Consider the following 19,574-nt stretch of genomic DNA (forward strand, 5'->3'; position numbering starts at 1 on the left):
TAGGTTTTACAGTTATAAAATAATTTATTTTTAAGGTTTAATTATTTACTTAAGCTCTTGCGCAAGATTTACGTGCAGTTGTTTAAATCAATTTATGCTCTTATACTTAAAAAACCTTAATAAAAGCGATGTTTCAGTTGAGTTATTTCCATAAAATCATAGTGTTGTTTTTGACGCTGTGTCTTTCATTCGATGTCTTAGCCACACAACTCAAAGCGGGTATCGTCAGCTACAATTTTTTTCCTTACCATACCCGGGATGCTGATGGGCAGTTTTCTGGGGTTATTGTTGGCTACAGTAATGAAATTGCACGTTTGGCTGAAGCGGATCTTGAATATCGTGTCTTTGATAGCTTAGATGAACTTTTAGATGCGCTTAAAGCCGGTGAAATTGATTTTGCGGTGGGTTTAAATAAAACGGCGCAACGTAAAAAGCATTTCTTATTTTCTACCCCCTTCATGGAAGCGCCTAGAGGTATTGTCGCAAATCAATCTATCGCGAATGACGCACTAAAAAACTTGGCGAGTCTGCGATGGGTATGTATTACAGGGAGTTCACATTGTGAATACCTAGTTGAAAATGGCGCGCTATTTATTAATCGTTTTATAAAACCCGAAGATGCTTTTAAAAAAGTTGCCGATGGCACGTTCGACGCCTTTATGGGCGATTACTCAGTATTATCCCACCAACTTAAAAACCGCTCTCAAGAAAACCTTAAAGTTGTGAGTCCAATTTGGCTATCGAGTGAAACCTTGCATGTTATGTTTAATAAAAATAAAACAGCATTACGCAATCAGGTTAACTCAGTACTTGCTGCGATTTCACCGACCACGAAACAACTGTGGGAAAGCTCTGCCAGCGAAGAATATTTAGCAGCTAAAGCGTATAGTCAATTCAAGCGAGATTTTAATCGTATTGATAAAAAAGAAGAAAATAATTACTTACTGACTTTTTCATTTGTGGATGGTCTCTATCCAATTCATGCAACCAGCAATGTAGGTGAAGCCAGTGGTTACCTAAACGATACCCTTGAGCTATTAGCACAACGTAGTGGCTTTCAATTCAAATATATTCCAGCAGCAAACAGTAAAGAACTCGAAAGGTTATTTTTAGCCAATAAAATCGATCTGATCCCAACAATGACTCCCACCAAAATTGATGAAGGGGTATTAATTGCGCTGCCATCACATTACAGTTTAGAAATGGTGTTGATCTCAAAGCGAGCGAGTAACACCAAGCGAATAGGTTATTTAGAGGTATTTGCCGATCCGAAACAAAAGCTTTTAACGAATGAGTTAGTCGAGACGGTTTCATTTGACTCTATCAAAACGCTATTTTTTGCACTCAGGAATGACAATATTGACGCGGTGATCCTGCCGCAAAGTATTGCAGCCTACCAATTAAACCAATTCTATATTGGTGAGTTTTATATCAATCCGAAATACCGATATACCCAGCCTATTTATTTTTTAGTGAATAAACATTTTTCAGAATTTGCGACGTTGCTAGATAGTCTGTTCAAAACATTGACCAGCAATGATTTTAGCCATGTTGTTAATCGCCATGGTATTTTTAGTATTGAGCGTGGTTATGATAGAAAAACGGTAAATACCACGGCTATTCTCATTTTAATTCTGATTGCTGTATCGGTGATCTATTTTATTAGTTGGCGTTTAACCATTAACCGTGAAATTGCAAAGCGTAAAGAGGCTGAAGAAGTGGCCCTCAGTAAGCTTAACTTCACGCAAAAATTGATAGATGACTTACCGACAATGGTGGTGATTCAAGATCAGCACCAAAAACGCATTATGTGGAACAGGGCCTACAAAGAGAATTTTGCACACCTATGGGATGAAAATAACCAATACCTGCGTGGCGATATTAAAGTCGTAAAAAAACTGATTTCACAAAATGAGCAAAGTTTAAGTTCAGGTAAAGTCATTAATCAGCATATTAATTACATCAACAAAGCTGGCAAAGAACTGGAGCTGCTATATACCAAAAAGCCTTATGTGGGTTTAGATGGTGAGCTGGCTGGTATTATGACCGTACTTACAGACGTGACAGAGCATCGTCATTTGCAGCGTGAGAATCAGTCAGTTCAGCAGTTATTGCAAACTATTACAGATACCATACCTGGAGGCGTGTTCCAGTATGAATACTATGACAACGGTGAGGGATGTTATACCTATATAAGTAAAGGCGCACAGAGCTTATTAGGAATTACGTCGAGAATGATTAACCAGCGCGGTATGACAGGTTGTATTTCGCCTTTTATTGTTGATGAAGATCGGGTACACATCGCGAAGAGCTTTAAAGCTGCCAGTAAACTCAACAAAATGATCGATATTGAGTTTCGGATAAATAATCTCGGCCAGCAAATTTGGTGTCGTTATATTGCCAATGCAGAAATTAATAAACGTGACGATAGGCAAGGGGTGAGGTGGAATGGTATCTTGCTAGATATTAGCTTACTTAAACGCCAACAAGCAGACTTAAGTAAAGCCACTCAGCTTGCACATCAAGCTGATTTAGCAAAAAGCCGTTTTATTGCCACCATGAGCCATGAATTAAGAACACCTATGTCAGGGGTGAATGGCTTTATAGAGCTTCTAAAATCATCACCACTTGATGAAGAGCAGCATTATCTAGTGGATCATATCGACAGCTCAGTAACCAAGCTTCGTACATTAGTGGATGATATTTTATATTTTGCTAACACCAGTACGGGTAATATCGAAGTTGAATTACGCGAAGTCGATTTAGAAGCACATTTATGCCGTGTAATGCGTGCCCATGAATACCTTGCTAAGCAAAAAGGGCTTGAGTTCAATCTGATATGGCGCACTGCGGCGTACACGCTCGCATCGGTCGATATAAGTCACCTGATGCAAGTCCTTTCAAATGTGTTAAACAACGCCGTAAAATTTACAGAAAAAGGCTCAATAAGTTGTGATGTGTTATTTGATAAGCAATCTCTAAAAATTGAAATATCAGATACAGGTAAAGGCATGACAGCCGAACAGCTGGCACATACATTTACTCCTTTCGAGCAAGCTGATAACTCTATTCAACGTCGACATGGCGGTACCGGATTAGGTTTGAGCTTGGCAAAGCAACTGGTTGAAGCCATGCAGGGTGAAATCTCCCTTTCAAGTACCTATGGTAAAGGCACTAATGTGTATATTGCTGTGCCACTTAAAAACGTCAGCAAACAAAAACTACAGGCTGTTTCAATCAATTGGGCTGTGTGTAGTCAAGATCATCAGTTATTAAATAACCTTGCAAGTATGGGCGTTAAGCACCACCCGTTAAGTGCGCCAATTGATAAAGAGGCATTTGAACAAGCTGACAATATTCTAATTGATGAGAGCTATATTAAAGCGTTGTGGGGAGAGCAGTGGCAGCAGTCTATTAGTGCCGCAAACAATAACTATATTTTAGTAGCAAGTGCTAAAAAAGCGCATAGACCAGCAAATTGTAGCTGTCATATTCTCCCTGTAGAACCATTATACCCAGATACCTTACGTGAGCTTATAAACAGCGTACACACCAGTGATGATGAGGGCATACCTACGCATAATACACAGATACATGGGCAAATATTAATCGCTGAAGATAATAAAACAAATCAGCTATTACTTGAAAAGCAATGTCAGAAGCTCGGTATCAAAGCCGTGATGGTTGATGATGGCATTGCTGCACTTAGGGCGCTTGAAACAGGGCATTTTGATTTATTATTAACAGACTGTCATATGCCCGATTTAGATGGGTTTAAATTAACAGAGCAATTACGAAGCCAAGAAAAGTTTAAACGTTTACCAATAATTGGCTTTACTGCAGATGATTCAAAAGAGTGTTTAAATAAAGCACTCAAATCAGGCATGAATTGTGTGCTATTTAAACCATATAAACTCAATGAATTATATAATCGTTTAGTCGAGTTTATCGATTTAAAAACAGATGATTTGCCTAACGGTAACGAAGGGAGTGATATCAGTTTACAGGGTATAAAAGATAAACAACACTGGTTAACTATTTTTGGAAATGAGAATGACGCAAAAATGCTCGCTGACGTGTTTATAAGCAGTTTGCAAAGTGACTTAAATACCTTGCATGAGCACTTGGAATCTCAAAATTCAGAAAAGGTTTCTGCAGCAATACATAAGCTTAAAGGCGCTATTGTGATGTTGCAATATCCACCTTTGTCTGAACTAATCGTGACAACAGAAAATACCTTTAACCAACAGCAAGATACATTAATTGTCGAAAAGTTAATTACAGAGCTAAGCGATGTCATAGATAAAATTAAGCTATGGCTATAATAAAAAGATAGGATGAAAAATAAACATAGAATAGATTATTTTATGATTTCAACATATACTAGGTCGTGTTGAACATTTAACCTAACTTTTAATATTTAAGAGAGCTCTCAATGAAAGAAATCCGATCTTTTGTTAAATCTGCGTCATTATCTGAATTAGAAAAAGCAAAACAGCTAATCGACACAGCAATCGAGAAATATACTCAACAGCAAGAAGCTAAAAAAGAAGTACTCGATCTACTAAAAGAAAAAGGACTTACATTAGAAGATCTACAGGATGTAGCAACAACGGATAAGCGTACAAAAGTAAAACCAAAGTACCGCATCGAATTTAATGGCGAAATCGTTGAATGGACAGGCCGTGGTAAACGTCCTAAAGCATTCCAAGGTGTGGATTTAACAAAACACCTCGCTTAATTTTTGCTTTAAAGAATATCAAGGGAAGCGTATGCTTCCCTTTTTTATGTCGATTATAGTCCGATAACATGAAGTACGTACTCAGACCCTATCAACAAGAGGCCGTGGCTCGCACGGTTGCTCACTTTCGACAAACAGACGACGCCGCCCTGATTGTATTACCAACAGGAGCAGGAAAAAGCCTGGTTATTGCTGAACTTGCACGTATTGCCAAACAAAAAATTATGGTGCTTGCGCATGTTAAAGAGCTGGTAGAACAAAACGCTGAGAAATATATTAGCTTTGGCTTTAAGGCGAGTATTTTTTCTGCAGGGTTAAAACAAAAGTCTTTAACAGAGCAAGTCACCTTTGCAAGTGTGCAATCATTGGCTCGCAATACAGAGCAGCTTACCGATGCGTACTCTTTGTTGATCATTGATGAATGCCACCGTGTAAGCGGTGATGACAACAGTCAATACGGGCAGGTCATAGCGAGTCTAAAAAAACAAAACCCCAACCTTAAAGTGCTTGGCTTAACCGCGACACCATTTCGTATGGGGATGGGCTGGGTTTATCATCATCACTATCATGGTTTTGTTAGAGGGGATAAAGAGGCACCATTTAAGAAGTGTATTTTTGAGTTACCACTGCGCTATATGATCAAAAACGGCTATTTAACGCCACCCCATGAAGTTGATGCAGCTATTAGCCATTATGACTTTTCATCATTGCCGAGTGATTCATTTGGCCGGTACAGCATTGAGAATATGAATGCGTTATTAAAAGATAATACACGTGCAACAAAAGCCATTATCAATCAAGTAATAGAATACAGTGAACAGCGTCATGGCGTAATGATCTTCGCCGCAACTGTGATGCATGCCAAAGAAATTACCAGTTACTTACCTGAGGATAGTACGGCACTTATCACGGGTGATACGGATAATAACGAACGTGACCGGATTATTAATCAATTTAAAGCCAAAAAAATAAAGTATTTAGTTAATGTGTCCGTACTCACGACGGGTTTTGATGCACCTCACGTTGATTATATTGCGATTTTACGCCCCACCGAGTCGGTCAGTTTATACCAACAGATTGTGGGTCGAGGCTTGCGTTTAAGCGAAGGGAAAAAAGACTGCTTAGTTATTGATTATGCAGGTAACGGCTTTGATTTATTTTACCCTGAAGTAGGCAGTAAAAAAGCGCAAAGTGATAATGAACCAGTTCAAGTGCTGTGCCCAGGCTGTGGATTTGCGAATATTTTTTGGGGTAAAACAGACAGCGAAGGCAAAGTGGTTGAGCATTTTGGCAGGCGTTGCCAAGGCTTGCTGGACGATGGTGAAGAGCAAGTACAGTGTGATTACCGTTTTCGTTTTAAAGAATGTGAGCAGTGTGGAGAACAAAATGATATTGCTGCAAGGCAGTGTCAGTCTTGTGGTGCAATGATGGCAGACCCTGATGATAAACTGCGAGAGGCGCTTAATCTCAAAGATGCCTTGGTATTAAGATGTAGTGGTTTGTCGGCACAGTTGCTCGCAAAAGGTTTACTTAAAATTAGCTACTATGATGAAGATGGAGCCAGTTGTGATGAGGTGTTTAACTTAGCAAATGACACCGGTCGGTTTATTTTTAATAAGCAGTTTGGAAAACGAGCAGCACCAGGTTTTACCCCAATTAATTGGCAAAGCGCGGAGCAGGTTGTCGATTCACAGCAGCAATTACTGGCACCCGATTTTGTGATTGCACGAAAAAATAAAAAATACGGTTGGAAAGTGGCAGAAAAGCTATTTGATTATCAAGGCAATTTTCGTAAGGCGAATCAACTACATTGATCCCCTTACGAGATTGTGGGAATGGCTTATTCTTCTTCGGCCATTAAACCCCAGCCATCACCATAACCATTATGGCCATTAGCGATGCTTTCTAAGTATTGTTCAGTTTGGCTAAGTAACGTGTGATCTGGCACCATCTTCACGCGAGTAATTACTTCCCACACCCCAGTATCTGGGCATTTGGTTAACTCTGTTGAAGGGGCTAGCTCATCACTTGCAATGGCCTTGGCAAATTTTTCTGCTTCAGGCTTTTGCTCAAAAAGAATATAGAAATCGATAGTTTGCATACTGGTTAAATCAACACCAGCGTCAGCAATTTCAGCTAATAATTGACCGTTTTCGTCATCAGGGAAGTGCATTTAGTCGCTCATTCATTATAAATCTAGGTATTATCCGCTATTGTAGCGAAAATAATTGTTTAACGCGTACTAATTTTAACATTTCAATTATGTCAGTGGCTATTGCACTGTGCTAGTATCTTTTTGTACTCATTTTAGATTATGACTCTTCCAAAAAAGTAAGGATATTTTTTGTATACTCGGCATTTGTTGTTTGTCTTTGTGCTTTACTGCTTCTCTTATAGTCAGCATGCGATTAGTGCAGCCACCGTTATTAAAGATTATAAAATTCAAGGGATCAGTGATGAGCTTGAAAAAAACGTTGAGCTTTACATTAAGCAACTGGTCGATGAAAAAACTTCCAAGGCGTTGAGGCGTCACGCAAAAAGCCAAGTAGAAATGAGTTTAAAAGCGCTTGGTTATTATAAGCCGACTATCAAAATTAGTTTCGATAACGCACAGCAGTTATTGATTGTTGATGTTGAACGTGGCCCAGTTACGCGAATTGCAGATATTAATGTGACTATCACAGGTGCCGGTAAAGATGACGCTGAATTCATGTCGGCCGTCAACAGCATCAAAATCAAACAAGGTGATTTTTTAAATCATGGCAAATATGAGGCTGCAAGAAAACGTATTGAAAGCCAATTATTAGAGTTAGGTTATTTTGATGCGAAATGGCATGAGCATAAATTGGCGGTATCGCTAAAAAATAATAGCGCAAAGATCATTTTTAATGTTGATACCGGGCCTCGCTATCAGTTTGGTATTATCACCATCGGTAGTGAGACACCTGCTGAAAAATACATTCGTTCGCTGGCTGAATTTAAGCAAGGGCAGCCTTACAAATCTACCGAAGTTTCGGATTACAACTTAGCATTATCGAGTACACCCTATTTTACAAGTGTGCGCGTATATGCCGACATTGCAAAACGTAAAAATAATCAAGTGCCTGTGAATGTTGATGTGTTACATAAGCCTGCCAATAGCTATGAAGTCGGTGGCGGCTACAGCACAGACCTAGGACCAAAAGTACGTTTCAAATGGACGAAACCTTGGATCACCGAAGATGGTCATTATTTAGAAAGTAATTTGAATGTGTCAGAACGTCAGCAAGATATTTCACTCGGTTATACGGTGCCGGTTGATGACCCTAATGATGATCTTTGGCGTTTTTCTGTGGGTTACAAACTTGAAGATGAATTAACCAATGATTTATACAGCCGTATATTCACGGGGCAACTCCAGCGGCAGTGGCTAACCGATGATGATTGGGTACGGACAGCCTTTTTAAGACGCGATTATGAGACCTATCGAATAGGGGATGAAGAGCAAAGCGCAAAAATGCTAATGCCTGGTATTAGTTATGCGAAAAAGGATACCGAAGGAGGCACAACACCTTATGAAGGTTATCAATGGATGGTATCGGCCGAATTTGGTTTAAAAGACATGATGTCTTCAACCAATATTTTGCGATTGCAACTGCAAAATGCGTGGTTAACCACCTTTGCAGATCGCCATATGCTGTTTTTAAGAGCCAATCTTGGCGCCATGCTAGTCGATAATATCAACAACGTTCCGCTATCGCTTCGTTTCTACGCGGGGGGTGATCAAAGTGTGCGTGGTTTTGCTTATGAATCTATTTCGCCTGAAGATGAGAAAGGCCGTTTAATTGGTGGTAAATATTTAATGAGCGGCACCGTTGAATATAACTATCAATTTGCTGAGCATTGGCGCGCGGCTTTATTTGTCGATAGTGGTACCGCGACAAATGATTTTAGTGATCGCGTTGAAGTCGGTGCCGGTTTTGGTTTTCGCTATTTAACACCGGTTGGCCCTGTACGTATCGACCATGCTTGGGGTTTAACAAAAGAAAGCAAAAGTACCCGATTAAGTATTACCATAGGGCCTGAAATCTAATGAAGATGTTAAAAAAGATAACTAAGGTTCTATCGATCACGTTGGCAAGTTTGCTAGTCATTGTGTTTTGTTTGTTGTTTACCGCACCCGGTAATCACTTTATTGCGTACACAGCTAATAAGTTAGTTGATGGTTTAACAATTAAGCTGCCATCAGGGCGGTTTTTATATAACGATGCGTTTGATGTTTATTTTGAAAACCAAGGCATCAAGCTTGATGCAAAGCAGCTAAAAATTGATTTGTTCTGGTGGCGTTGTGATGGTATCTGCCTTGATAATTTAAGCGCCCAATCGATAGATCTAAGCATTAAGGGTCAAGCGGCATCAACCGAACAGAGCACGCAAGCAGAGCCCGAAATTGAACAAGTTACACAAATCAGCTTGCCAATGAAAGTGACTGTGAAGCGTATTGCCATTAATCGCTTTAATCTCGCGCACCCGAGTGCCGATGTAACAGTCAACAAATTAAACTTAAATGGTCGCGGCGAAGCATCGGATCTTACTGTGGATTCACTGACCATTGCTGATGTTGCTGTGATGCTGCACGAAGCAAAAGAGCAGCCTAAATCAGCCCCATTAACTGAGTTGCCAGCATTACCCGCAATTGATATTACGCTCCCAATTAATGTTGAGCTGAAGCAATTTCAAATCAGTAGAGTTGCCGTTACTCCTTATGGCGCAGAAGAGGCTCAGCTTATTGAAAATATCGAGTTGATTGCGTCAGCCAAAGGAAGCGATATTAATCTTGAAAAGTTTGCAGCAGGTTATCAGCAATGGCAATTGCACTCTAACTTAATGGCAGAGCTTTTGGGTGAAAATTCAATTGAGGGCGCAGTCTCAGTAAAAAGCACTGAGCATCAAGCGAAGTTATCGGTTTCAGGCCCGCTTGCGAATTTAAAGTTAGATTTAGTGACACAGGGGACATACCCAGCAGAGCTAAAAGGAACTGTGAATTTAAAACAAACAAATTACCCGTTTGATTTAACAGGCCAGATAGCAAAGTGGCAAATTGCGACAGACACACAACAGTTGCAATTATCAGACTTTGATTTAAAAGCGAAAGGCCATGCCGATGCTTATGCTGTCGATTTGAGCTTAGTCACACAGTTAGACGCATTACCGGCAATGACCGTGAAATCGCAATTACAAGGTAGTTTAACAAACGCAAAACTTGAGCAGTTAAGCCTTAATGCCAACGACAGTAAAGCAGACATTAATGCATCCGTTGATTGGTCAAATGGGGTGAAAAGTGAATTTAAAGGGGTTTTAAGCCATTTAAAAGCACAATACTTAACGGATGCACTAAGTAGTGATTTATCTGGTGAGTTTAATGGTTCATTCAATTTACAGGCAAGTGAGTGGCAGCTTGCGTTGGAGAATACACAATTAAATGGTTCTGTGAATGACGTGCCAGTGACCTTATTGTCGGATTTTGAACTTGATAGCAGCTTGCATGCGAGTTTCAATAAACTAGAAGTGAAAAGCGGTAAAAATGAAATTGCTTTATCGGGTCAGGTAGATGATGTATGGCAAGTTGACGGCAAATTGCGTTTAGATGCAAGTGGTCAAGATATCTTGCCTATGCAAGGCAAGGGCTTTGCTGATTTGAGTTTGCGTGGTGAGCGTCTTTCGCCAACGGTTGATTTAAATTTAGTTCTTAATACATTGAGCTATCAAGATATTCAGGTTGATGGTTTAACATTAAAAGGGCAATTTGATTACGCAGCCGATTGGCAAACAGATGTGTCACTGGTGCTTGATTCTGCATCGATTAGCGAACACAAAATTAATCAAATTGAGTTAGACGCTAGCGGCGATAAAACAGATCACCATTTAACTTTTTTACTCGATGCAGACCAAGGCAAGGCGTCGTTTGATATTGACGGTAAATTTAATAAAGAAACCTGGCAAGGTGCGCTAAGCCAAATTCTTGTTACCGATAATCAGGTGCGCTTTGGCACTAATAAACCAATTAATATTCAAGTTAATACCAAAACCTTTGACTTTAATGTCGCTGCACATTGCTGGCAAAGTGATAACTCAAAATTATGCTTTGAGACTTTGCAGCAAACTAAGCAGTTAGGCCAGTTAAATGCACAGCTTGCAGCGTTATCGATTGCTGAATTTAAACACTTCTTACCCGATAACTTGAAAGTAACTGGCGATGCAAGCGGGGAGTTTGTTGCCAACTGGAATAATGGCGCACTAAAAACTATTCGTGCCAATATCAAAACTCAGCAGCTTGAAGCATCCTTAATCGATGGTGCAAGTGTATATAAATTACCGGTTGAGGTTTTAGATATATCGGCAATGAGCGACGCACAAGTTGGTAAACTTAATGCCACTATTGATTCATCCGTATTAGGTAAAGTAACGTCAGAGCTCAACATTGATGATATTCAAAATCAACAGACCTTAGCGGGCGACTTGGTTATTGAGAAAATTGAGTTAACAAACCTACGTCCTTTTATTGCTTCACTTGAGCAATTAACAGGCGACATAAAAGGCCGGTTAGCAATTGCAGGTACTTTAAAAGAGCCATTACTCAATGGTGATTTTGATGTCGAAAAAATCAATCTAGAAGGGGCAACCTTGCCTATATCGCTGCAAAACTCTTATGTGAACATTGCCTTTAATAACCAAAGTGCGAAGCTCACGGGTGAGCTTAAAGACACCGAAGGGGGCGCGCTTAATTTATCTGGCGGTGTTGACTGGCAGCAAAATTTACCGGACGTTGACGTGAAGTTAAACGGTAAAGAGTTTTTTGTGCGTGCTCAACAAGATGTCACCTTTAAAGTGTCTCCAGATTTAACTATGTCATTAAAAAATAATGCGTTTAATCTTGATGGCCAAGTTGTAGTGCCATGGGGAAGAATTGCGATTGAAGAGCTACCAGAAGGCGCTGTGCAAGTCAGTGATGATGAAGTGATTGTTGATATTGAGCAGCAACAATCAGAAAAAGTCCCCTTTGATTATGCAATTAACTTAAAGGTGTTGGTTGAAAATGATGTGCGCGTTGATTCGTTTGGCTTACAATCGAAAGTTGAAGGCGACATTAATATCAGCATGGACCAAGTTACGCCGATGATAGCAACGGGTGAGTTGAACCTAGTTCAAGGTACCTATCGTGCTTTTGGTCAAGACTTGCAAATTCGTACCGGTCAGGTGGGCTTTAGCGGCTCAATTGATAAACCGTACTTGAATATTAAGGCAATTCGTAATCCAGACAACACCTCGAATGGCGTGATTGCAGGTATTACGTTAACAGGCAATGTTGAACAGCCTTCATTAAAAGTATTTTCAGAGCCTGCGATGGACCAAGCCCAAGCATTGGCTTACTTATTAAATGGGCAGCCTCTTGATGAAGGAGATAGCTCAACCGATGCGATGCTGACTCAATTACTGCTTGCTCAAGGTGTTAATCGCAGTGAAGGTGTGGTATCTAAAATCGGTGAAAGCTTTGGCTTGTCTGATGTTAGCTTAAGCTCAAGCGGCAGTGGGGATGACACCAAAGTTGAAATATCTGGCTATGTTACACCGGGTATTCAAGTAAAATACAGTGTCGGTATTTTTGATTCATTAAGTGAAGTGGCGGTACGTTATCAATTGTTGTCGCAATTGTATATCGAGGTCACCAGCGGCCTGTATCAAAATGTTGATATTCTTTATAAATTTGATTGGGACTAATACCTCTACTTGTGACCAAACATCGCTTTTACTTGCTTATTAGGGCATAAGTTAATAGGCTGAATTGTCAGTTACTTAAAAGATAATAACAATGAAATTAAGTCTATTAACTCTGTGCCTTGGCGTAGTATTAGCTGCACCAATTGCTGCAAAAGAAACAAGCCAAAAACGTTCCGCTGGCGAAATCATTAAAACCGCAAGTAGCAGTGAGTGGCGAGCCGTCAGTGCCGAAAACGTCATTAAATTAACCTTACCCACGGGTGCTGCTTATATTGAACTAAACGATAAACTAGCGCCCATTCACGCAAATAACATGCGACAGCTTGCCAAAGAAGGGTTCTATCAAGGCCTAAGTGTGTATCGTTTTGTTGAAGGATTTGTTGCGCAGGGCGGAGATGCCAGCGAAAGTAAACCCGTTAAAAATGCCAAAAAAGGGTTACCCGCTGAGTTTTATCTACGCACTGAGACTCCCTTAGCGATTACAGAGCTTAAAGGGCCTGATGGCTATGCCGTTAAAACAGGTTTTTTAAACGGCTTTGCAGTGGCACAAAACCAAGGCCAAACCGAAACTTGGCAAGTACATTGCCCAGGGATTTTTGCCATGGCCCGCGATAATGATATTAATTCCGGCGGTACTGAATTTTATGTAACCATCGGCAATAGTCAGCGCTATTTAGACCGTAATATCACCGTGTTTGGTCGTGTTTTAGAAGGCATGGAACACTTTAATCTATTGCAGCGTAAAGCCACTGAAGGTCAGCCATTTAATCCCATCACAGATATGCAAGTATTAGCAGATATTAAAGACACTGATAATAGTGAGTTTCGGGTCATGAAAACAGACTCAAATGCCTTTAAAGACCTCATCGAAGCACGTAAAAATCGAGTAGAAGCATGGTTTGTCGAAAGCCCTGATCACATCGATGTTTGTGCAATGCCAATTCCAACCGAGAGGACTATGCCAACTCGCAATAATACTTAATCATTTTGAGGGATTAAATCTGTCGCTAACTGCGTTAAAAATCTCTCATTTAGAACAACTAAATAACGAAATTTTTGCCTTGTTATCAACGAGATTTTATTGCCTCAAAACTGTTCACTTAATTAAGCGAATTGGCATAAATAAAGCCATGACCACCTGATAGATTATTTGATACAATATCAGTCTATTGGTTAAGAAATATAAGGGTATCGGGTGGTTAACCTAGGTCCGCTGTTCGGCGAATTAAAAACGTGTTTACGCAAAGATCAATTCATCTTCAAAAAACGCCTACATGGCATCAAAAAAATCAACGATGAAACTAAGCAAGCGAGCATAGCGCAAAAAATAGCAGAAGATATTAGCCGTTCGCAGCAATTGCGCGAGCAACGTTTGGCTGCCTTGCCTAAAGTGACCTACCCAGAGCAACTTCCTGTTAGCCAAAAGAAAGATGACATTAAACAGGCGATTGCCAATAACCAAGTGGTGATCATTGCCGGTGAAACTGGCTCTGGTAAAACGACGCAGATCCCAAAAATGTGTTTAGAGCTTGGCCGCGGTGTTGATGGATACATTGGCCACACCCAGCCTCGCCGACTCGCGGCTCGAAGTGTCGCGAATCGTATTGCAGAAGAAATGCAATGCGAGCTAGGTCAACAAGTGGGATTTAAAATTCGCTTTAGCGACCAAGTTTCTGACAATAGTTACATTAAATTGATGACAGACGGTATTCTGCTGGCTGAAATTCAACAAGATAGGTACCTAAATCAATACGATACCATCATCATCGATGAGGCCCACGAACGCAGCCTAAATATCGATTTCATCTTAGGCTATTTAAAAAATTTACTGCCAAAACGCCCTGACTTAAAAGTTATTATCACCTCAGCAACAATTGACCCTGAGCGTTTTTCTAAACATTTTGATAATGCGCCAATCATTGAAGTATCTGGTCGTACATTCCCCGTAGAGGTTCGTTACAGACCAACCACTGAAATCAACAAAGACGAGATGGAAGCGGATGGTGACCAATTACAGGGGATATTTGATGCCGTTGATGAGCTGTGTGATGAAGGCCCCGGCGATATTCTGATTTTTATGAACGGTGAACGAGAAATTCGCGATACCGCTGATGCGTTATCAAAGCGAAACCTCAAAGGCACGGATGTTTTACCGCTATATTCGCGTTTATCAAACGCTGAACAGAACCGAATTTTTGCGCCGCACAGCCGTCGTCATATTATTTTAGCCACCAACGTGGCTGAAACGTCACTAACGGTGCCGGGTATTCGTTATGTTATTGACCCAGGTACTGCGCGAATTAGCCGTTATAGCTACCGTACTAAGGTACAACGATTACCGATTGAGCCAATTTCACAAGCTAGTGCCAATCAGCGTAAAGGTCGCTGTGGTCGTATCGAAGCGGGTATCTGTATTCGCTTATACAGTGAAGAAGACTTTAATTCGCGCCCAGAGTTTACTGACCCTGAAATTTTACGCACTAACTTAGCCTCTGTTATTTTGCAAATGCTCGGTTTGGGGCTTGGCGACATGCAGCAGTTCCCGTTTGTGCAAGCGCCAGATAGCCGCAATATCAATGATGGTTTAACGCTACTTGAAGAACTCGAAGCCATTAAGCCGGCTAAACGTCATAAGAAGACTGAACTTACCAATTCAGGCAGAAGCTTAAGCCGTTTACCGGTTGATCCGCGTTTAGCGAAAATGGTACTAACTGCTGATGGCTTAGGTGCGCTGCGTGAAGTGATCATTATTGTTGCGGCATTGTCTATTCAAGACCCAAGAGAGCGACCCCAAGAAAAACGCGGTGCAGCGGATGAAAAGCACGGCCGTTTTGACGACCCTGATTCAGATTTTATCGCCTTTTTAAATCTTTGGAATTACCTTGAAGAGCAGCAATCTGAATTGAGCAATAGCCAATTTAGAAAGTTATGCCAAAAGGACTTTTTAGCCTATATGCGTATCCGTGAATGGCAAGATATTGTTTATCAGTTATCAACGGTCTGTAATGAAATGGGCATGAAGGCTACTACCAATGTTGCTGATAGCGAGAGAATCCATCAATCTTTATTAAGCGGTATGTTAAGTCATATTGGTTTTAAAGATGAAAAACAAATCTATAAAGGCGCACGCAACAGCCAGTTCCATATTTTCCCAGGCTCAGGATTATTTAAAAAGAGCCCAAAATGGATCATGGCAGCTGAGCTTGTTGAGACCAGTAAGCTTTATGCTCGCATCAACGCGCGCATAGACTTGAAATGGGTTGAAGGCTTTGCGCAGCATTTAGTGAAACGCAGCTATAGCGAACCGCATTGGGAGAAAAAGCCGGGTGCAGTTATCGCGTTTGAACAGCAAACCTTGTATGGCCTATTAATTGTAAATAAGCGCCGCTGCGTATACAGCAATATTGACCCGAAAGTAAGTCGCGAGTTATTTATTCGCACAGCATTGGTAGAGCAAGAGCTGGGTCAAAATGAAGGCTTTTTACAGTTTAACCAAGAGCTAATTGAAGATATTCAGGTACTCGAAAATAAATCTCGCCGCCGTGATATCTTGGTTGATGAACAAACTTTATTTGAATTCTACGACAAGAAAATTCCGCAAGATGTAAATAACCGTGCCGCGTTTAATAAGTGGTGGAAGGGACAAAAACAAAAAGATAACCGCTTTTTGCATATGTCTCGAGAAGAGCTAATGCAGCATGGTGCCGATCATGTCACTGAGTTTGATTACCCAGATACTTGGCAGCAAGAGAACTTGTTATTACCACTGGCTTATCATTTTGATCCAGGGCAAGCCGTTGACGGTGTTGCGGTACAAATTCCGGTAGCACTGTTAAACCAAGTGCAAGAAATTGGCTTTGATTGGCATATTCCAGCATTTCGACATGAGTTAATTTGTGCGCTTATCAAGTCGCTACCAAAAACGATTCGTCGCAACTTTGTGCCTGCGCCAAACTACGCCGATGCGGTACTTGCTGCAATCGAGCCGATGCAAGGCAACTTAATTGATGCAATTAGCACGCGCTTATTACGTATGACAGGTGTGCGTGTTGAGCCAGATGCATGGGATTTATCAACCCTTGCTCCGCATTTACGCTTACAGTTTGAGGTACGCGATGAACACGATAAGTTACTCGCTCGCGGTTTAAATTTATCTCAACTAAAAGCCCAGTTACAAGGTAAGGTAACGGATACCTTATCGAAAGTAGCCGACAAGGGTATAGAAAAAGCTGATTTGACTGAGTGGAGCTTTGGTGAGTTACCAAGCTCTTATGTGAAAAAGCAAGGTCAATACGAAATCAAAGCGTTTCCAGCGCTGGTGGATAAAAAAGACTCAGCAGCGGTTGAGCTATTTGATAATGAGCACAAAGCACAACAGGCGCACCAACAAGGTTTACGTCGCTTAGTGTTATTAAACGTGCCATCACCGATTAAGTATTTACAGCAAAATTTACCGAACAAATCTAAATTAGGTTTGTACTTTAATCCGTTTGGTAAGGTCAATGACTTAATTGATGACTGTATCGCTGCAGCCGTTGATAGCTTATTAACTAAATATGGCAACATTCGCACTGCAGATGCGTTTGAAAAGGCGAAAGAGCAAATTCGCGGCGAGCTCGGTGACACGGTTGTTGAGATCGCTACCCAAGTAGAGCAAGTGTTGAGTATTGCTCATGGTTTAAATAAACGTATGAAAGGGCGTGTTGATTTAACAATGATAACAGCGCACGGCGATATTAAATCACAGTTACAAAGCTTAGTGTTCAAAGGCTTTGTTAGCCAGCATGGTGCAGCAAAGATGACGGATTTAATTCGTTACTTAAAAGCCATTGAACGCCGCTTAGAAAAGCTACCTGTTGATCCTAATCGTGATAGGTTGTGTGTGCTTGAGCTTGAAAAAGTAGCTGAGCAATATCAAAAATTAGCGAACAAAATCCCTAAGGGAATGCCAATTCCTGAAGAGATCAGTGCGATATTTTGGATGCAGCAGGAGTTACGTGTTTCTTTATTTGCACAAACACTAGGGACGCCTTATCCTGTATCTGCTAAACGTGTTTTAAACGCAATCAAAGAATGTGAGTTATAATACTAAGGAATGAGTAATGAGGTTGGCGCCTCCTTGCTTTTAGTTAAGAACACAGATGCTAAAAGGAGATTATGTGGGCATAGAAAAGGAAAGACCGATCTCAGTTCCTGAGCGTACGGTAAATCGACCGCGACCAACCATTTTGGTCGTCGATGATGAATATTTTAATTTTGAAATGCTCAAAGCAAGCCTTGGGAATGAGTTTTCGTTAAGCTATGCAAACTCAGGCACATCGTGCTTAACATCGGCTATTGCTGAGCCGCCGGATGCTATACTACTCGATGTGTGTATGCCGGGCTTAGATGGTTATGATACCTGCCGATTACTAAAAAACACCCCAGAAACAGAGCAAATTCCTGTTGTCATGGTGTCTGGTCTTGAAACCGAGCTTGAACAAAAAGCGGGGTTTGATGCCGGTTGCGACGCCTATGTAGTGAAGCCTTTTTCTGTTAAAACATTAATAGAGAAAATAAAAACACTGGTATAGGAGGCCATATGTTTCATGAGGAGAAACGCGATTTTCGCCGCATGCAAATTCATACCCCTGCAAAACTAATCCCATTAGATGCAGTTAATGGCGAAGAAATTCAGGTGACGTGCACTGATTTAAGTGCAACAGGGCTGGCAATTCACCTTGATGAAGTTTTAGAAATAGGCAGTCTTTATCGGGTGTTAATTGCTTCTACAAGTACAGCAATTACTTCGTTTGATGCCACAGCTAAAGTTGTGCGAGCAACCAAGGAGCAAGATGGCTCCTTGAGTGCCGGTTTAGAAATTGTAAATTTTAACTAGTAAACCTTACAGATCAGGCCTTTAAGATAAAAGCCTTCTGGGTAGCTGCCAGCAATTGGGTGGTCGGCAGCTTGGTTCAGTCGTTCCATAATTAATAAGTCTTTACCTGCATCAAGGGCTGCATCCGCAACCACTTTTTGAAATAAATTTTGTTCCATTAATCCAGAGCACGAGAAGGTAAGTAAAGTGCCACCTGGTTTTAAGATTTGCATCGCAATCATATTAATATCTTTATAACCACGGCAAGCACCGGTTAACTGCGCTTTGTTGTCAGCAAATTTTGGTGGATCCATAACGATAGTATCAAATTGCACACCTTCATCGCGGTATTGGCGCAATAACTTAAAGACATCTTGTTTCACGAAATCAACTTTCGATAAATCAAGGTTGTTATGCTCAACGTTACGCTTAGCCGTATCGAGCGCTGGCTGCGATACATCGACGTTAGTAACGTGTTTACAACCGCCACGCAAAGCATAGAGCGAGAAAGTACCTGTGTAGCTAAAGCAGTTTAATACTGTTTTGTCTTTAACAAAGCGCTCAAGGGCTGCACGGCTATCACGTTGGTCTAAGTAAAAGCCAGTTTTGTGGCCTTCAAGAATGTCTACCTCGAGTTTTAAGCCATTTTCTTCAATGATGACTGGCTCAGTTGGTTCCTTGCCCCAAAGTAGGCCCTTGATTGGCTCAAGGCCTTCTTTGGTGCGAACATCAACGTCCGAACGTTCATAAATATCGCAGCCTGGGAAAATCGTCATTAGTGCAGCAACAATTTCACCTTTATGGCGCTCTGCACCGGCACTAAGCAGTTGGCACACCAATACATTATCAAATTTATCGATAGTGATGCCTGGCAAGTAGTCAGATTCTGCAGCGCTTAAACGAAAACCTGTTAAGCCGCCTTCGCTGATCACCTGTTCGCGCGCAGCATAGGCACGGCGCAAACGTTTTTCAAAAAATGCTTGGTCAATAACTTCGTTTTGATCGAAGCTCCATACGCGAGCGCGAATTTGCGATTGCGGGCTGTAAGCTGCAATCGCTAAAAACTTACCGTCATTGTCATAGATAGTGACAGTGTCACCTAGTCCTGGCTTACCTTTTACTTTTTTAATGGCTTTTGAGAACACCCATGGGTGTTTTCTTTTTAATGATTTTTCTCGTCCAGCTTGCAGGTAAATAGCAGATGACATAGGGATTCTC

At 41.0% G+C, this 19,574-nt stretch carries 11 protein-coding genes; 9 read left to right on the forward strand and 2 right to left on the reverse strand.

All coding sequences use genetic code 11. The annotated features are described in order from the left end of the window. Positions 1–170: 170 nt before the first annotated feature. From CWC28_RS16485 to radD, 3 genes are all read left to right on the forward strand, one after another. The gene (locus CWC28_RS16485) at positions 171–4,325 is read left to right on the forward strand and encodes an ATP-binding protein (RefSeq protein ID WP_063707098.1); all 4,155 of its coding nucleotides are present in this window, start codon (positions 171–173) and stop codon (positions 4,323–4,325) included. 110 nt (positions 4,326–4,435) lie between these two features. Then, the gene (locus tag CWC28_RS16490) at positions 4,436–4,741 is read left to right on the forward strand and encodes an H-NS histone family protein (protein ID WP_063707100.1); all 306 of its coding nucleotides are present in this window, start codon (positions 4,436–4,438) and stop codon (positions 4,739–4,741) included. A gap of 68 nt (positions 4,742–4,809) precedes the next feature. After that, a complete protein-coding gene (gene radD / locus CWC28_RS16495) occupies positions 4,810–6,555 on the forward strand; it encodes a DNA repair helicase RadD (RefSeq protein WP_063707102.1) in 1,746 nt (581 codons plus the stop codon). A 26-nt stretch (positions 6,556–6,581) separates the two neighbouring features. On the opposite strand, the gene CWC28_RS16500 is transcribed toward radD, so the two are convergent. Beyond that, complete coding sequence (locus CWC28_RS16500) at positions 6,582–6,914, reverse strand: ribonuclease E inhibitor RraB (RefSeq protein ID WP_063707104.1); 333 nt, start codon at positions 6,912–6,914, stop codon at positions 6,582–6,584. Between the two features lie 201 nt (positions 6,915–7,115). Between CWC28_RS16500 and CWC28_RS16505 the strand changes: the two genes are divergently transcribed. The 6 genes from CWC28_RS16505 to CWC28_RS16535 all read left to right on the forward strand — a co-directional run bounded on the left by CWC28_RS16505 (position 7,116) and on the right by CWC28_RS16535 (position 18,377). Continuing rightward, positions 7,116–8,813 carry an autotransporter assembly complex protein TamA gene (locus CWC28_RS16505; RefSeq protein WP_420820061.1) on the forward strand — a complete coding sequence of 566 codons (1,698 nt, stop codon included), beginning with the start codon at positions 7,116–7,118 and terminating at the stop codon, positions 8,811–8,813. Further along, positions 8,813–12,499: an autotransporter assembly complex protein TamB gene (gene tamB, locus CWC28_RS16510; RefSeq protein WP_138625430.1), complete on the forward strand. Its 3,687-nt coding sequence runs from the start codon at positions 8,813–8,815 to the stop codon at positions 12,497–12,499. Before CWC28_RS16505 ends, tamB begins: the two co-directional genes overlap by 1 nt. Before the next feature lie 91 nt (positions 12,500–12,590). Continuing rightward, positions 12,591–13,481 carry a peptidylprolyl isomerase gene (locus tag CWC28_RS16515; protein WP_138625431.1) on the forward strand — a complete coding sequence of 297 codons (891 nt, stop codon included), beginning with the start codon at positions 12,591–12,593 and terminating at the stop codon, positions 13,479–13,481. 213 nt (positions 13,482–13,694) lie between these two features. Then, positions 13,695–17,585 carry an ATP-dependent RNA helicase HrpA gene (gene hrpA, locus CWC28_RS16525; RefSeq protein WP_138625432.1) on the forward strand — a complete coding sequence of 1,297 codons (3,891 nt, stop codon included), beginning with the start codon at positions 13,695–13,697 and terminating at the stop codon, positions 17,583–17,585. Between the two features lie 73 nt (positions 17,586–17,658). Then, entirely contained in the window at positions 17,659–18,072 is a 414-nt protein-coding gene (locus tag CWC28_RS16530; RefSeq protein WP_267894693.1) for a response regulator, read from the forward strand. Between the two features lie 8 nt (positions 18,073–18,080). Continuing rightward, a complete protein-coding gene (locus CWC28_RS16535; protein ID WP_063707113.1) occupies positions 18,081–18,377 on the forward strand; it encodes a PilZ domain-containing protein in 297 nt (98 codons plus the stop codon). Here CWC28_RS16535 and CWC28_RS16540 read toward each other — a convergent pair. Beyond that, complete coding sequence (locus CWC28_RS16540) at positions 18,374–19,564, reverse strand: class I SAM-dependent methyltransferase (protein WP_063707115.1); 1,191 nt, start codon at positions 19,562–19,564, stop codon at positions 18,374–18,376. The two genes, CWC28_RS16535 and CWC28_RS16540, sit on opposite strands and share 4 nt — an antisense overlap. Positions 19,565–19,574: the final 10 nt, after the last annotated feature.

Source organism: Pseudoalteromonas sp. S4492 (genome assembly GCF_005886115.1).
GTDB lineage: Bacteria > Pseudomonadota > Gammaproteobacteria > Enterobacterales > Alteromonadaceae > Pseudoalteromonas > Pseudoalteromonas gelatinilytica.

What these genes read in the sequence shown, in the direction of transcription:
- tamB (WP_138625430.1), top strand. Translation starts at nt 8,813, where the DNA reads ATGAAGATGTTAAAAAAGATAACTAAGGTTCTATCGATCACGTTGGCA.
- CWC28_RS16535 (WP_063707113.1), top strand. Translation starts at nt 18,081, where the DNA reads ATGTTTCATGAGGAGAAACGCGATTTTCGCCGCATGCAAATTCATACC.
- CWC28_RS16540 (WP_063707115.1), bottom strand. Translation starts at nt 19,564, where the DNA reads ATGTCATCTGCTATTTACCTGCAAGCTGGACGAGAAAAATCATTAAAA.
- CWC28_RS16490 (WP_063707100.1), top strand. Translation starts at nt 4,436, where the DNA reads ATGAAAGAAATCCGATCTTTTGTTAAATCTGCGTCATTATCTGAATTA.
- CWC28_RS16500 (WP_063707104.1), bottom strand. Translation starts at nt 6,914, where the DNA reads ATGCACTTCCCTGATGACGAAAACGGTCAATTATTAGCTGAAATTGCT.
- CWC28_RS16515 (WP_138625431.1), top strand. Translation starts at nt 12,591, where the DNA reads ATGAAATTAAGTCTATTAACTCTGTGCCTTGGCGTAGTATTAGCTGCA.
- radD (WP_063707102.1), top strand. Translation starts at nt 4,810, where the DNA reads ATGAAGTACGTACTCAGACCCTATCAACAAGAGGCCGTGGCTCGCACG.